Origin of the sequence: Nitrosospira multiformis ATCC 25196, assembly GCF_000196355.1 — a bacterium.
GTDB lineage: Bacteria > Pseudomonadota > Gammaproteobacteria > Burkholderiales > Nitrosomonadaceae > Nitrosospira > Nitrosospira multiformis.
This window is the reverse complement of the sequence record NC_007614.1, coordinates 2,625,555-2,640,830: the sequence shown is the minus strand read 5'-3', so window position 1 is coordinate 2,640,830 and position 15,276 is coordinate 2,625,555. Positions and strand designations below refer to the sequence as shown.

The following is a 15,276-nucleotide window of genomic DNA, read 5'->3' as shown; positions in this document are numbered from 1 at the left end:
AGTCCAAGATGCAATAAGGCAGGAACAAAAAAGTCAACCGGGTGCAGATCGAACAAGAACAACCGGGGACAAATAAAAAAGACAAGGACCACAGTGGCTGCCCGAAGCCCGATCTTCGGGTGCAGAGCCCATATAAGAGGAGCAAAAATGCAACCATCGATGATATCTGCCGACAGGAGAGCAAGTGTTCACTTACTGGCAGGCAGCCTTTTGTCGTTCCTGCTGCTGGTAGCGGGGCTGCACAGCAGCCCGGCGCTGGCGCACGCCATGCTGGTCAAGGCAGAACCTGCGCGCCGCGCGCAACTGACCCAGGCCCCCACCCAGGTGCGGCTGTTCTTCAACGAAGAAGTCGAAAAGGACTATGCCGCACTCTCCGTACTCGACGCCTCCAAGACCCCTGTCACCGAAACCAAACCGCATATCGATGCCAACGACCCCAAAGCCATCGTTCTGCCCCTGCCGGAATTGAGCCCGGGCAAGTACACGGTCAAGTTCCGGGTGCTGTCGGTGGACGGGCATGTGGTTGACTCGTCCCACGACTTCACGATAAAGAACAAAGCCGCCGCGAAATGATCGAGGTCATCGCGACGCTCCTGCGCTGGGCGCAGCTGGCGTCCAACATGATCCTGGTGGGGGGCTGCGTGTTTCTGGCCATTGCCGGCTCCGTCCACTCGCCCTGGGTCACGCGGGTGGAGCGTGCGCTGCCGTGGCTTGCCCTCATCCTGCTCACCGGCCTGTTCGGCATCCTGGCGACCACCACGGCGCAAGCCACCGGGATTGACGAGAACGCCTGGCATCCGGCCGCCTGGCTCTCCCTCATGGAGAATACGCGCATGGGGCATATCTGGCTCGCGCGCGCCGCCTGCGCGCTCGTCGTCTTTGCCATTGCCCTCTACATCCGCTTCTCCCCGCCCGCACGCTGGCAATACATCCTGTGCGCAAGTGTGGCGGCCTTGACCCTAGGGGTCGGCTCGCTTGCCAGCCACGCCGCAGCCGAGGACCTCTCGGTCGTCTCGCTTCTGCCCTACGCCCTGCACATCATCCTGGGCAGCGTCTGGTTTGGCGCCCTGCCGGCTTTCCTGGTGGTCTGCTTTGCCTGCAAGCCCCAGAGCGAATTGAAGCAGGCGCAAGCCGGAAGCGCCGGAACGCAGCCTGCCCTGCAGACGCAGGCGCTCCAGCGCATCCACGCCGTATTCCAGTCGCGCGAGGAAGCTTTCCGGCATGATGCCCAGGCCCTGCGGCGCTTCTCCACCCTGGCGCTGCCCGTCATGCTGGCGGTGATTGCAACCGGCATCCTCATCACCTACCGCATGGTCGATACCAACTACAGCGGCCTGGTTGCCACCAAATATGGCTGGCTGCTCAATGGCAAGATCGCCCTGCTCATGATGGTGCTCATCATCGCCTCGCGCGCGCGCTCGAGCTGGCTGCCGCTGTTCTACGAGGACGCAGGCGCAAAAGGAGCGGATAACGGCGGGCGCAAACTCAGGAAATGGGTGAGCCTGGAATTCGGGCTGGCCTTAGGGATAGTGCTGCTTGCCACCATCGTGGCCAACACGGTTCCTGCCAAGCACGCCCTGATCCAGGACTGGCCCTATTCCTTCCGTTTCTCCCTTGCGGCCACCTGGGGGGAGCCTGTCATCATGCCGCGCGTCTACGGCGGCATCGCCCTGCTCGTTCTGGCCGCAGCCGCAGTCTTCTATGGGCGCAGGAAGCACTGGGACAAAAAGCTGCGCTTCGGGTTGCCTGTCCTCCTGGCGGTCATCGGATTGGGCGTGGGCCTGCCGCCCTTGACGGTGGATGCCTATCCCGAGACCTACCGCAAGACGCCGGTGCCGTTTGACACCATCTCCATTTCCAATGGCGCCGTCCACTTTGCCGAGAACTGCGTGGCCTGTCACGGGCTGCAGGGCAAGGGCGACGGCGTGATGGCCAAGAGCTTTGCCAAGCCGCCGGTGGACCTCTTGACCGAACCGCACACGGCCCGCCATACCGCAGGCGACTTCTTCCACTGGCTCTCCTTCGGCATCCCCGATACCGGCATGCCCTCCTTTGGCGACAAGCTCGATGAGGAAGACCGCTGGGACGTGGTGAACTTCCTGCACGCCATGTCGCGCGGCTACCAGGCGCGCCTGATGAGTCCCGCTGTCAAGCCCGAGCAGCCGCAGCCCAACATGGGCCCGCCCAATTTCTCGTATGTGGCGCAGGATGGCTCAAGCGGCACCCTGAAGGACTTCCGCAACCAGAAGAACGTGCTGCTGGTATTATTCTCCTGGCCGCAATCCCGCGAGCGCCTGGCGCAACTGGAAGCGCTCCATGCAAAGCTGCAGGCCGGCAACACGGTGCTTCTGGCAGTGCCCGAGCATGACCTGAGTGCTGCCGCGCTGGGCCAGCTCAAGGCGGGCGTTCACTTCCCCATCGTGACCGAAGGGGCGGAGGAGATCGTGCGCAGCTATGCCCTGTTCCGGCGCACGCTCTCCCATCCGGACCTCCTGGGCGCAGGCACGCTGCCTGACCACATGGAGTTCCTGGTGGACCGCTTCGGCTACCTGCGGGCGCGCTGGATACCCGAACTCGATGGCGCAGGCTGGTCCGCCTCCGACATGCTGATGCAGCAGATAGCGCAGCTCAACCGCGAAGAGGAGATCCTGCCCCCACCAGGCGAGCATGTGCACTAGCCAAGCGGTAGTGGAAAGGATGCCAGGATCGGGGCGAAGGGAGCGCCATCCCCCTTGAGCGCCCTTGGAGCAGTCCGGGCAGGTTCAGCTGCCCGCTGACGCCCCGACCTGCCTGCCTTGACAGCATGCGTTCCTTTACAGGGCATCCCCGCGCCGCTCCCTTCGACAGGCAGATACCGCCCTCCAGGTCAGGGCGCAGGGAAAACCAGGCAATACAGCCGGAAGCAAAAATACGGCGGGGAGTTCATGATCAGAAGAGGGGAAGGGAGAAAGGCGAAATGCAGTCTTTCCGGAAGGAAGGCTGCCTTGAATTACAATTGAGCCATAACTCCTCCTGGCCCCCTCATGTTCAATCGGGATTGCCTGGTTGGGGCATGTTCTCTGGATCAGGCAGTTGTTCCACGCTTTCCTTCGGTTCAATCAGTGAGCCCAGTTCTTCCAATGGCGGCAATTCTTCCAGGGAGCGAAGTCCAAGATCATTAAGAAATTCAACGGTCGTAGCATACAAGATGGGTCGACCCGGTACCTCACGGTGACCGACGGCAGATATCCAGCCTCTTGATTCCAGTGCCTTTAGCACTGAACTTGCGACCGCAACGCCCCGTATCTCCTCGATATCCCCGCGCGTCGCCGGCTGGCGATACGCAATGATGGCGAGCGTTTCCAATACCGCCCGCGAATAGCGGGGTGGCTTTTGCGGATTGAGGCGGTCGAGAAATTCCTGCATTTCCGCTCGAGCCTGAAAGCGCCACCCGCCTGCGACCTGCACGAGTTCCACCCCTCTTCCTTCCCAGTCTCTGTTCAACTCGTCCAGCAGGCGCCGCAGGATTTCCGAGCCCAGTTCACCCGCGAACAGTTTTTTCAGTTCCGCCAGAGGGAGGGGTTCCGGGCTGGTAAGTAATGCAGCTTCCAGAACCTTTTTAACCTGAGCAGGGGATGAAACGGAGAAATTAGACGGTGGTAAGGACGCTGATCGGTCGGACATAAATCATTCCAAAAGCGGACGGCTGACTGACCTCCACCTGGCGTTCCTTCACAAGCTCCAATAACGCCAGAAACGTCACCACAAGCTCCGCTGCTCCGGCAGCGGCATTAAATAAATCGCTGAATTCCACAAAATGGTGTCCCTGCACATGCCGCAGGATACGGGTCATATGTTCGCGGACTGAAAGTTCTTCCCGCGTGATATTGTGCCTGCGATTTACGTTCAGGCGCGCCATCAGGATAAGCCACGCATTGCGAAGATCATCGGCATTGACTTCCGGCAGGCGTTCAATCACCTTTTGCTCGATCCATACGTTTGTCAGCGCAAAATCGCGTTCTGCCTGGGGCAACTTGTTGAGCTTCTGCCCGGCGACCTTCATCTGCTCGTATTCCAGCAGACGCCGCACCAGTTCTGCTCGCGGGTCGACCTCATCCTCATTCCCCTTGGCAACGGGCTTAGGCAGTAACATCCGCGACTTGATTTCGATCAGCACAGCCGCCATCAAAAGGTATTCCGCAGCCAGTTCCAGTTTATTCGCACGCATCATTTCGATATAAGCCAAATATTGACGCGTGAGTTCCGCCATCGCTATATCGAGTACATCCAGATTGTGCTTGCGAATAAGATAAAGCAGCAGGTCCAGTGGCCCCTGAAACGTATCGAGAAATACTTCCAGCGCATCCGGTGGAATATATAAATCCGATGGGATCTCCGTCACCGGCTCGCCATGTATCCGGGCAATGGGATTTACCGCAGGATTTGTCCCTGCCGGGGCAGGAGATTCCTCTGTGGAAAGGCTTTGAAAGTCGTTCATTCTTGGGTAAGTCGAGCAACGTCTATGACAGATAGCACGCGTCGATGCGGCTGCATTGCCCATGTGCCCGCGCAAAGCAAAAATCAGGAATAATCCAGTCCCATTGCCTCTCTCACCTCACGCATGGTTTCCTGTGCCAGCTTATCGGCCCTCTCGCAACCGTCAGCAATGATATTTCGCACCAGTGAAGGCTCTTCTTCGTACATGCGCGCGCGTTGATGCATTGGCCGCTGCTCGGTCAGTATTGCATCGATGACAGGCTGCTTGCAGTCCAGACAGCCGATACCAGCAGTGATACAGCCCTCATAAGCCCACCTCTTCGTATCTTCGTCCGAGTATACGAGATGGAATTGCCATACCGGGCACTTCTCCGGGGTTCCGGGGTCGGTACGCCGCACCCGGGCGGGGTCGGTCGGCATCGTACGAATCTTTCTCGTGACGCTCTCCGGATCTTCACGCAGGGTAATGGTGTTGTTATAAGACTTGGACATCTTCTGCCCGTCCAGCCCTGGCATTTTCGACGCTTTCGTCAGCATCGCTTCCGGCTCGGAAAGAATCATCTTTCCACCGCCTTCCAGATACCCGAACAAGCGTTCCTGGTCACCCATGCTCAAATTTTGCTGCTCATCCAGCAATGACTTCGCCGCCGCAAGCGCTTCGTCGTCTCCCTGTTCCTGATAGCGATTCCTCAAGTCCCGATAGAGGCGGGCTTTTCGGGACCCCAGTTTCTTGATCGCCGCTTCCGCCTTTTCCTGGAATCCAGGCTCCTTGCCGTAGACATGATTAAAGCGTCGCGCAATTTCCCGGGTGAACTCGATATGCGGCGTTTGATCCTCTCCCACCGGCACTCGTGTAGCCCGGTAAATAAGGATGTCCGCGCTTTGCAGCAAGGGGTATCCAAGGAAGCCATATGTGTTCAATTCTTTTTCAACCAGCTTTTCCTGCTGATCCTTGTAGGACGGGACACGTTCCAGCCAGCCGAGCGGGGTGATCATGGAAAGCAGCACGTGCAACTCTGCGTGTGCGGGAACACGCGACTGTATGAACAACGTCGCCTGGGCCGGGTCGACACCGGCTGCAAGCCAGTCGATCACCATGTCCCAGACATGCTCTTCGATGATTTCCGGCGTATCGTAATGGGTTGTGAGGGCATGCCAGTCGGCGACAAAGAACAGGCACTCAAACTGGTGTTGCAGTTCTATCCAGTTTTTGAGCACCCCATGATAATGCCCCAGATGCAGGCCTCCCGTCGGCCGCATTCCCGACAAAACACGATCAGCGAACATAGATCATTGCCTCGGTAACTCCAATCAGAATCCTTATGTAGAGAAGCAGTTCAATAAGTAGCGAAACCAAAAAACAACGCCATCAAATGGATCGTGATTGCAATCAGCGGTCCCATAACAGCCCCGAGTACGCCCGTCGCCAGCAGAAACAAAAGGATCATGAAGCCGTAAGGCTCGATCTTCGAAAAATTATAGGCCAGGCGGGGCGGCAGCAGGCTTACCGCAACCCGGCCTCCATCGAGCGGTGGCAGAGGCAAGAGATTCAGCACCATCAGCACGACGTTGATTTTGATTCCTGCCTCACCCATCAATATCAGGGGTTCGGCCAGTCCGTCCTGTGGCAACCCGAGAGCAAACTTGATGACGAATCCCCAAAGTATTGCCATGAAGAGATTGGCGCCCGGCCCGGCGAGTGCCACCCACATCATGTCCTGCTTGGGATTGCGCAACGCGGAGAAGTTGACTGGCACCGGCTTGGCCCAGCCGAACAGGATTCCCCCGAGCAGCATCGTCACGATCGGCAGAACGATGGTCCCCAGCGGGTCGATATGGCGTATGGGATTAAGGCTGACGCGCCCCTGCGTATAGGCGGTGAGATCGCCGAAATGCTTGGCCACATAACCGTGTGCAGCTTCATGCAGCGTGATGGCAAAAATGACCGGAAGCGCATAAATGGCTATGCTCTGGATAATGCTATCCATTCGGCATTCCAAAGGGTGCGAGGCTACCTTTGCCTTGCCGGACTACCACAGGCGTATCCCCGGTCAGATCAACCACCGTGCTCATCTCCAGGCCGCAGGCGCCGCTATCCAGTATCAGCTCCACCTGATGCTCGAGACGTGCACGGATTTCCAGAGGATCGTTAAGTGGAAGCGCCTCCCCCGGCAGTATCAGGGTAGAGCTCAGCAGGGGTTCATTCAGTTCCGCCAGCAGTGCCTGGACGACAGCCTGGTCCGGAATTCTCATACCGATCGTATTGCGCCTGGGATGCAGCAGGCGCCGCGGCACCTCCCGGGTAGCCTGAAAGATAAATGTGTAGCAACCCGGGGTGCAGGCCCTGAGCAACCGGTATTCGGTGTTATCGAATTTGGCGTAGCGCGAGATTTCCGTAAAGTCCCGGCACATGAGGGTGAAATGGTGATCCTCATCCACTCCGCGCAGTGCGCGAATACGGCTCATGACGTTCTTGTCGCCCAGCTGCCCCCCCAGCGCGTAACAGGAATCAGTCGGACATACGATCACGCCCCCCGCCCGCACGATGGCCGCAGTCTGCCGTATCAGCCGCGGCTGGGGATTATCGGGGTGAATGGAAAAGAATTGGGCCACGTAGCAACAGAAATTTGAATTTTTGGAATGCCGCTCTCATAAAAAGTGGACGCGATTTTCGCCTTACATCAGCCCGGACCAGTCATGCCAGACAGGGGCACAGTTGGCAGGTAAAGGAGGCATTCCACCGAGGTCGAAATAACTCTCGCCCGGCCCATGAAAATCGGACCCGCGCGAGGCCAGTAATCCCAGGCGTCGGCTATGGTTGGCGAAAAGCAGGGATTGTTCGAATGTATGGCTACCGGTGACCACTTCTATAGCTTCCCCGCCCAGGGTCTGAAACTCCAGCAGCAGTTCTTCCAGTGCATCCTTGCCTAATTTATAACGTCCCGGATGGGCGATCACAGCTCTGCCGCCACTGCTGCGGATCCAGTTTACTGCCTCACTCAGCGAGACCCATTGATGGGGAGCATAGCCTGGTTTACCTTTTACAAGATATTTCTTGAATACCGTTCGCACATCCTTCGCATAACCCTGCTCAACCAGAAAACGCGCAAAGTGCATGCGGCCGATCAGTCCATTGCCCGCATTCCTGCGGGCACCCTCGAAACTGCCGTGAATACCGAATTTGTCTAGTTGGGCTGCAATATTGCGTGCGCGCATCGTCCTGCCCTGGCGGATGGTACTCAGGCCTTCGACCAGTTGGGGGTCAGCGGGATCGATTCCCAGCCCCACGATATGCACAGTCTGTCCACGCCAACTGACGGAGATTTCCACGCCATCGATAAACAGAACGCCGTTTTTATCCGCAGCCTTGCGCGCCTCCTCCAGGCCGCCGATATCATCGTGATCGGTCAGCGCCAGCACCTCCACCCCGCGCGCAGCCGCATGCTCCACCAACTGGGTAGGAGTCAGTAAACCATCGGAAACCGTGGAATGGCAGTGCAGATCGATATTGAGCATGAAGAGGCGGTTCGCACGAAGCGAGAGAATGCATCATAGCAAATAAGGCGCGGTATGAAAAATTTACCTGGAAAAGAAGCCAAATTCATAACCTCGACTGATACAACCGGCCATGCTGCAGCCAGGTTCACGGCGCCCTAACCCGGAAGAGTATTTTCGGGTAAAGTATGGAAAAGACTTCTTCCTCATTCAAGCCAAAAAAGTGAATTTCCTGCCGATTTTTCTCGATATCCATGATCGCAACTGTGTGGTGGCAGGCGGAGGAGAAGTCGCCGCGCGCAAGGTCGCAATGCTGCTACGCGCAGGAGCGCACGTTACCGTAGTCGCTCCGCGGCTTTGTTCCGAACTGCTGGAACAACTGAATGAACAATCACGGGAAGGAAAGCTGGCTTACCGTGCCGAAACTTTCCAGGACGAGCATCTGGCAGACGCTGTTCTCGTCATCGCGGCCACGGATGATTTCGCCGTCAATCAAAGAATCTCGGAAGCAGCCAAGCGGCTGCGCATTCCTGTCAATGTCGTCGATAATCCTGGCCTATGCTCCTTCATCATGCCGTCGATCGTGGATCGGACGCCGGTTGTTGTCGCGGTTTCGAGCGGGGGTGCATCCCCTGTTCTGACAAGGCTGCTGCGAGCGCGTCTGGAAACCATGATCCCTATGGCTTACGGACGCCTGGCTGCATACGCTGGCGAGTTCCGCGACAGGGTAAAACATCGTTTTTCGCAGCCGGCCCAGCGCCGCCGGTTCTGGGAGCGGGTATTGCAGGGACCGTTTGCGGAAATGGTGTTCGCAGGCAAGGATCAGGCAGCAAAGGCCTGGCTCGAGCGTGAGCTCGAAAATGAAACCGAAGAACCGGTCAAGGGAGAGGTGTATCTGGTAGGGGCCGGGCCCGGCGACCCTGAACTGCTGACTTTTAGGGCCATGCGACTCATGCAGCAGGCAGACGTGGTCGTGTACGATAGGCTCGTGTCACCGGAAATCCTGGATATGCTGCGGCGCGATACTCCCCGGATTTATGCCGGCAAGGAACGTAACCGCCACACGATGCCGCAGGAGTCGATCAATGATTTGCTGGTGCGCCTGGCTAAGGAAGGCAAGCGCGTGTTGCGCCTGAAAGGTGGAGACCCGTTTATTTTTGGTCGCGGTGGCGAGGAAATCGAAACGCTTGCGGGACACGGAATTCCCTTCGAAGTGGTGCCCGGCATTACTGCTGCTAATGGGGCTGCATCCTATGCAGGCATTCCGCTCACACATCGGGATTACGCCCAGTCCTGTATATTCGTTACCGGACACCTGAAGGATGGCAGTGTGGATCTGGACTGGCCAATGCTGGCGCGACCGAAGCAGACCATCGTGGTTTACATGGGATTGCTTGGATTGACCGTGCTATGCAAACAACTGATCGCACACGGTCTGCCCAATAACACTCCCGCTGCAATCGTGCAGCAGGGCACCACCCGCAAGCAGCGGGTGCTTGCCGCTACCCTCGAAACGCTTCCCGAGTTGACCGCTGCCGCCCATCTCGTTCCCCCCACTCTCGTTATCGTGGGGGAGGTTGTGAATCTGCACCGAAAACTCGCCTGGTTCCAGCCGGAGGGGAATCTACCCGGCGCAGAGTGAAGTTATTACGGGCGGGTATTCTGCAAGAAGCATTCAATATCAGACTGGACTTTACCCAGGGTCGACCCCGGGCAGAGGCGGACTCCTGAGCTGCATACCGTAAGCCGGGCTCCACCTGATAAGGGTAACGGTGTTTGGCGGCCAGCCAATGCTACTATTCGGGCCCGGGTTTATTTATTCGGCTGGGGCGTGATGCGCAGATAGGGACGTGGAGCGGTATAGCCTTTCGGAAACTTCTGCTTGATCACTGCCTCATCCTGGATAGTCAGCGGGATAATCACATCACCGCCGTCATTCCAGTTGGCCGGGGTGGCGACCGTATAGTTATCGGTCAATTGCAGCGCATCGATCACCCGCAGCACCTCATCGAAATTGCGTCCGGTGCTCATGGGGTAGGTGAGGATAAGCCGCACTTTCTTCTTCGGGTCGATCACAAAAAGCGAGCGCACTGTCATGGTTTCCGACTGATTCGGGTGAATCATGTCATATAGTGCCGCGACCTTTCTGTCTTCGTCCGCAATAATGGGAAAAGCGACGGTACAACCTTGCGTTTCCTCGATATCCTTGATCCATCCGGTATGTTTTGCCGCAGGATCCACCGACAACCCGATCGCCTTCACATTACGTTTGTCGAATTCAGACTTGAGCTTGGCTGTCATTCCCAGCTCGGTTGTGCACACTGGCGTGTAATCCGCGGGATGAGAAAACAATACTGCCCAGGAATCATCTATCCATTCGTGAAATTTGATCCTGCCAATGGAGGATTCCTGTTCGAAATCGGGGGCGGTATCGCCTAAGCGTAAGGTCATGGCATTCTCCGTGAGTTAAAACATCGATGGGAATTTCGTAGGAAACCGGTTCAATATAGCCTGCCTGCTGCAATCGCTCAACAACTATTGTTTGCTGTCCATTATTGCCTTGAGACGGATTGTTGCCCGTGAAAGAAGGCATCAGAACTCCTGCCAGGAATCATCCTCCTTTCTGGCAACGATGGGAAAACCCCAAGAATATGGAGGTTCGTATTTCTGCAAAATCTCATAATAGATCCGTACTGATTCCGCCAGTACAACTGCTTGACCTCCGCGCGCAAAACCATGCCTGAGAGTACGGAAGTGTTCGCTTTGGCTCAGCAACGGCAGCGTTTTTTTCAGGTCGACCCAAGCATCAGGGCTCAACCCCATCTTTTGCGCCAGTATCCGGGCATCTTCCAGGTGACTCGGCCCCTGATTATAGGCAGCCAGTGCCATCCAGGTGCGATCCGGCTCCTTGATGCGTGTGGGCAGTTTATCCTTGAGTAATGCGAAGTAGCGCGCTCCCGCAAGTATGCTTTGCCGTGCATCCAGTCTATCCGTCACTTTCATCCGGTCTGCCGTGATTTCCGTCAACATCATGATGCCGCGCACGTTGGAGGGAGAAGTCGCCAGGGCGTCCCAGTGCGATTCCTGATAGGCGAGTGCCGCAATCAATCTCCAGTCGATCCCGCTCAACTCTTCGGCTTCATAAAAATGTTCGCGCAATTCAGGCAAAATGGTGCGGCGTTTCGCAAGAATGCCGTTTACATCCGTATGATGAAGACGTTCTATGTGTCCGTAGTATCGGTCGAGCAGGCGCGTCAACGTCCCATCCTGCTGGATGCGCGTGAAGAATTTTTGTGTCGCCTCCAGTAACGCCTGTTCGGCAAAGGGTGAAAATGCCCATGCTCGTCCTACCGAATCGCCCAAATTGAATGCTGCATTCAGATTAGGATAAAAATTCTTCGCGAGATTGATCTGGGTTGAATCCGCTACCACATAATCGACCTTGCCTTCCGCCAGTCTCGCCAGCAGTTCGTCGGGCGTGAGGTCCATCTCTTTCCATTTCAGCTCGGGCACCTCGTGCTTTGCCTTGTTCAGCTGTTCAGCATGGGTTACGCCTTTCGCAATGCGAATGGTTCTTCCACCGAGCTGATGAAGGTTTTTCGGCTTGTTGTAGTCCGTGTTATAGGCGAGCTGGGGTTGTACGAGCTGGTAAATCGGACCGAACGCGACATGCCGCGAGTGCTTTGCGCTGATATTCATGCCGGCGGCAAAGTGTCCTTTATGCTTTTCAAGGAGAGACCATGCCTTATCCAGTCTGGGCACTGTCTTGAATCTCACTTTCATTCCCAGCTCTTTCGCAAACTCAGTGGCGAGGTCGTAATCCAGCCCGGCATAACTGCCTTCTGCATTCTCGTAATACGTATCCGGGCTATTGACGGTGATCACCACCAGCTCATCCGTTTTGTCGAACGGCAATACCGATCTTTCAAACGAATCACAGGAAGCGAGCAGAGCGCCGCAACCGAAAATAGCAATTAAAAAACGAGAAAGAGATCGCATTGAGAAGAGATAACTAGAATCGGGAAACATTCTGCCATCGAGTCTTGTCCAAGCGCGAGAAAAACATAGGATAAGCTGATAAAATAGTTCATCAACGGAGAGGTACCGAAGTGGCCATAACGGCGCTGACTCGAAATCAGATGGTCAGGGTAACCTGGCACGTGGGTTCGAATCCCACCCTCTCCGCCAACCTTCCTAAGTTACTGTTAATTCAATAACTTTCTGATTGTCTGTAGGTTTTTATGTTTTGCTACATAAAAGTGCTACAAAGCACTCCCGCAGATCAATGTCCAGAAAAATCCCTTACCTGCAAAGACGCGGAGATACGTTCTCGTTCCGCATTGCCATCCCTGACGAGCTTCAGGAAGTGATTGGCAAGCGAGAGTTTACCAAAACTCTTGAAACAGGGGATAAAAGTGTTGCTATTCCAGGGATATTCATGCTTGCGGTTGAGCTATGGCAACCGTTTGGCAGTTGAAACCAGCCGTTCAAAAACAAAAGCGAGATAAAAGCGGGTGAGAGCTTCTGCGCTATAGTCTTGGCTTATCGATGTTTGCCGGCAGACTTGCTTTTCTCTGCACCGTGTTTCGATGCGTCGAAAAAGTCCTGTGACGGAACTTCGAAAGGGAGTTTAGTCTATCGATCGTTCGCGGTGCTGCTCGCCCGCGGTTCCGGTCCAGGAGGTGTGAGTGGCATGAGGCGACGCGCTGCGATCAGCGCGCTGCTGGGCGGGGCCGTTGATGCGGCGAAGGTTGTATGCCGTATTGATCAAACCCACGTGGGAAAACGCTTGGGGGAAGTTTCCCAGTTGCCGCCGGTGGCGGGGGTGGTATTCCTCGGCAAGAAGCCCGAGGTCGTTGCGTAGAGACAGGAGGCGCTCGAAAAGAACTGCCGCATCGTGACCGCGGTCGATCATTGTATAGGCATCAGCAAGCCAGAAGCTGCAAACGAGAAAAGTTCCTTCCTCGCCGGCGAGCCCGTCTTTGGTTTCGCCAACGCGGTAACGCAGCACAAGTCCATCTTCCATCAGGTCGCGTTCAATGGCTTCTACCGTTCCCCGAAAGCGGGGATCGTCCGGTGGGAGAAATCCTACCTCGGCCATCAGCAGCAGGGAGGCATCCAGTCCCACGCCGTCGTAATGCTGCACGAATGTGTTCCGTTCCTTATCATAGCCGCGCGCCAGCACTTCCCGATGAATTTCATCGCGGAGCGTGCGCCATTTCCCGACAGGACCAGGGAAGCCGAATTGCTCCACAGCTTTTATGGCCCGATCAAACGCGACCCAAGCCATCATTTTCGAATAGACGAAGTGCTTGGGGCTACCGCGCACCTCCCAGATGCCTTGGTCTGGCCCACGCCACAGACTCTCCAGTCGGGAAAGAATCGCTTGCTGAAACCGCCAGGCTTCCTGATGCGGCCCGAGTTGCGACTTGCGGGCGGTATAAAGTGTGTCCATCAGTTCGCCAAACACGTCTACCTGAATCTGCTCATGCGCACCGTTGCCGATGCGCACGGGGAGGCTGTTCTCGTAACCCGGCAGCCAAGGCAGTTCGATTTCAGTCAGGCGGCGTTCACCCTCGATCCCATACATGATTTGCATCTGATCAGGGGCGCCCGCAGCCGCTCGAAGCATCCATTCCCTGAATGCCCCGGCCTCGTCGAAGCATCCTGCATTCATGAATGCATATAACGTGAGTGTGGCGTCGCGGATCCAGCAGTAGCGGTAATCCCAGTTTCGGACTCCGCCGAGCTCTTCGGGGAGGGAGGTCGTAAGCGCCGCGACGATGCCCCCGCTTGGTTGGTAGGAGAGTGCCTTGAGCGTAATGAGCGAACGCTCGACTGCATCGTTCCATCCGGGTTCCTCCAGTTCCGAGAGCTGGCAGATACGGGTCCATTCCCGCCACCAGGCAAGTGTGTGCTCGAGCCTCTTCCTGCCGTCGTCAATGAAGTGAGGCTCTCGATGTAGGGGATGATAGGCGAGCGTGAAGGGGATAACGTCGCCTTCTCCCACCTCGAACTCGGCAACGGTGCGCATGTCCTCGCCGCGCAGGGTGACAGGAGTTGCCAGTTCCACCGCATCCGGGCCGGCAACGGCGTGGATGCCGTAGTCGCGGCGGCGTACCCAGGGAATGGTCTTGCCGTAGCCGAAGCGCAGGGCCAACTCCATCCGCATCCGCACCTTGCCCGACACCCCCTGTACAAGGCGAACGACATCGACTCTCTCGGGGTCATTTGAAAGCGGCATGAAATCCACGAGCGTCACGATGCCACCCTCTGTCTCGAAGGTGGTTTCGAGGACCGGTGCATGGGGCAGATAACGCCGACTAGAGCGGTTACTCTCGCCAGCCGGGGAAATCTGCCAATAACCATGCTTGGATGCCCCCAGCAGTGCGGCGAAGCATGCATCGGAATCGAACCGTGGAAGGCAAAGCCAATCCATCGAGCCATCACGGGCGACGAGCGCTCCGCTCAGCATGTTACCGATGAATCCGTATTCTTCGATAGGTTTGCTCATCCCGCGCGACGGAACGCGGGATAGGTCGACATTGCGCCATCGGCGAACATTATTCCGGCGTTGTTCACCAGAATATGGAGAGTGCCGAAGCGTGCCACCGTTTCCGTGAACATAGCCGCGAGCTGAGTTTCGTTACTCACATCGGCGGCATAGGCAAAAGCGTCCACGCCGACGGCTTCTATTTCTCGGCACACCTCGGCTGCCTCGTCGCTGGCCTCAGGAAGGGGATTGACTACCACCTTCACGCCCACGCGCCCCAAGGCAAGGGCGCAAGCGCGGCCTATGCCTGAAGACACTCCGGTCAGCACGGCAATCTGCCCGGAAAGACCGAACGTATCCTTGCTGATCGCGCGCCGTTTTGTGTTCATTGGATTCTTTTCCCTGATCCTCAATAGCTACCCTGCTGATCGAAGAATTGAACGGGTACAAAACGTCTGCCTTGACATGCTTCCGTCGCTTCCCGCTTGAGACGGGTCGACAGGTTGAAGCGCCGGGAGCACCTCATGAACCCCCGAACAACTTATCCCGGACTCTCGAAGCAGCTTCGATTCCTAAAGCTTTCCAGGCGTCCCAGACGACGATTACAGACAGAGGTCCTGTGAATCTTGTAATTCGCGGAGCATTGATTTCAACGTAGCACGCCTTCACAAGCGCGTCAAACTGGAACCCAGGCAGAAAAAAGAAATTGAGCTGGGTTTGTTTCTTTGAAGGGGAGTGGGTTCACTCAGCAAAACTCGGTGATTCGACCCGTGCATCTTCTTTCGGGTTGATTTCATGGCAAATCCGGACAA

Annotated in this window: 14 protein-coding genes and 1 tRNA gene; 5 read left to right on the top strand and 10 right to left on the bottom strand. The window is 56.7% G+C overall.

The window, feature by feature from the left end; translation table 11 throughout:
* The first annotated feature begins 147 nt into the window (after positions 1-147).
* Complete coding sequence (locus tag NMUL_RS12100; protein WP_011381618.1) at positions 148-573, top strand: copper resistance CopC family protein; 426 nt, start codon at positions 148-150, stop codon at positions 571-573.
* Complete coding sequence (locus NMUL_RS12095) at positions 570-2,678, top strand: CopD family protein (RefSeq protein WP_011381617.1); 2,109 nt, start codon at positions 570-572, stop codon at positions 2,676-2,678. Before NMUL_RS12100 ends, NMUL_RS12095 begins: the two co-directional genes overlap by 4 nt.
* A 349-nt stretch (positions 2,679-3,027) precedes the next feature.
* On the opposite strand, the gene scpB is transcribed toward NMUL_RS12095, so the two are convergent.
* From scpB to NMUL_RS12065, 6 genes are all read right to left on the bottom strand, one after another.
* Complete coding sequence (gene scpB / locus NMUL_RS12090; protein WP_011381616.1) at positions 3,028-3,663, bottom strand: SMC-Scp complex subunit ScpB; 636 nt, start codon at positions 3,661-3,663, stop codon at positions 3,028-3,030.
* A complete protein-coding gene (locus NMUL_RS12085) occupies positions 3,629-4,477 on the bottom strand; it encodes a segregation and condensation protein A (protein WP_104009654.1) in 849 nt (282 codons plus the stop codon). The genes scpB and NMUL_RS12085 overlap by 35 nt, the downstream gene beginning before the upstream one ends.
* Positions 4,478-4,560: 83 nt before the next feature.
* Positions 4,561-5,763, bottom strand: coding sequence for a tryptophan--tRNA ligase (locus NMUL_RS12080; RefSeq protein WP_011381614.1), 1,203 nt, complete (start codon positions 5,761-5,763; stop codon positions 4,561-4,563).
* 50 nt (positions 5,764-5,813) lie between these two features.
* Entirely contained in the window at positions 5,814-6,464 is a 651-nt protein-coding gene (locus tag NMUL_RS12075; protein WP_011381613.1) for a site-2 protease family protein, read from the bottom strand.
* Entirely contained in the window at positions 6,457-7,089 is a 633-nt protein-coding gene (locus tag NMUL_RS12070; RefSeq protein WP_011381612.1) for an L-threonylcarbamoyladenylate synthase, read from the bottom strand. Before NMUL_RS12070 ends, NMUL_RS12075 begins: the two co-directional genes overlap by 8 nt.
* A gap of 63 nt (positions 7,090-7,152) precedes the next feature.
* Positions 7,153-7,992 carry a 3',5'-nucleoside bisphosphate phosphatase gene (locus NMUL_RS12065; protein ID WP_011381611.1) on the bottom strand — a complete coding sequence of 280 codons (840 nt, stop codon included), beginning with the start codon at positions 7,990-7,992 and terminating at the stop codon, positions 7,153-7,155.
* Between the two features lie 202 nt (positions 7,993-8,194).
* On the opposite strand from NMUL_RS12065, the gene cysG reads away from it, so the two are divergent.
* Positions 8,195-9,613: a siroheme synthase CysG gene (gene cysG, locus NMUL_RS12060; RefSeq protein ID WP_041353255.1), complete on the top strand. Its 1,419-nt coding sequence runs from the start codon at positions 8,195-8,197 to the stop codon at positions 9,611-9,613.
* A gap of 170 nt (positions 9,614-9,783) precedes the next feature.
* On the opposite strand, the gene NMUL_RS12055 is transcribed toward cysG, so the two are convergent.
* Together NMUL_RS12055 and mltF are read right to left on the bottom strand one after the other, a co-directional pair.
* Positions 9,784-10,422 carry a peroxiredoxin gene (locus tag NMUL_RS12055; protein ID WP_011381609.1) on the bottom strand — a complete coding sequence of 213 codons (639 nt, stop codon included), beginning with the start codon at positions 10,420-10,422 and terminating at the stop codon, positions 9,784-9,786.
* 141 nt (positions 10,423-10,563) lie between these two features.
* Positions 10,564-11,970, bottom strand: a complete 1,407-nt coding sequence (mltF, locus tag NMUL_RS12050; protein ID WP_041352599.1) for a membrane-bound lytic murein transglycosylase MltF — start codon at positions 11,968-11,970, stop codon at positions 10,564-10,566.
* 96 nt (positions 11,971-12,066) lie between these two features.
* On the opposite strand from mltF, the gene NMUL_RS12045 reads away from it, so the two are divergent.
* Together NMUL_RS12045 and NMUL_RS12040 are read left to right on the top strand one after the other, a co-directional pair.
* A tRNA-Ser gene (locus tag NMUL_RS12045) sits at positions 12,067-12,159 on the top strand.
* A gap of 97 nt (positions 12,160-12,256) precedes the next feature.
* Positions 12,257-12,448 (top strand): DUF6538 domain-containing protein, encoded by a 192-nt coding sequence (locus tag NMUL_RS12040; protein ID WP_041352598.1) that lies wholly within the window; start codon positions 12,257-12,259, stop codon positions 12,446-12,448.
* Between the two features lie 153 nt (positions 12,449-12,601).
* Here the strand turns inward: NMUL_RS12040 and NMUL_RS12035 are convergent, their stop codons facing one another.
* Complete coding sequence (locus tag NMUL_RS12035; protein WP_011381606.1) at positions 12,602-14,485, bottom strand: glycoside hydrolase family 15 protein; 1,884 nt, start codon at positions 14,483-14,485, stop codon at positions 12,602-12,604.
* A complete protein-coding gene (locus NMUL_RS12030) occupies positions 14,482-14,853 on the bottom strand; it encodes an SDR family NAD(P)-dependent oxidoreductase (RefSeq protein ID WP_011381605.1) in 372 nt (123 codons plus the stop codon). The genes NMUL_RS12035 and NMUL_RS12030 overlap by 4 nt, the downstream gene beginning before the upstream one ends.
* Between the last annotated feature and the right edge of the window lie 423 nt (positions 14,854-15,276).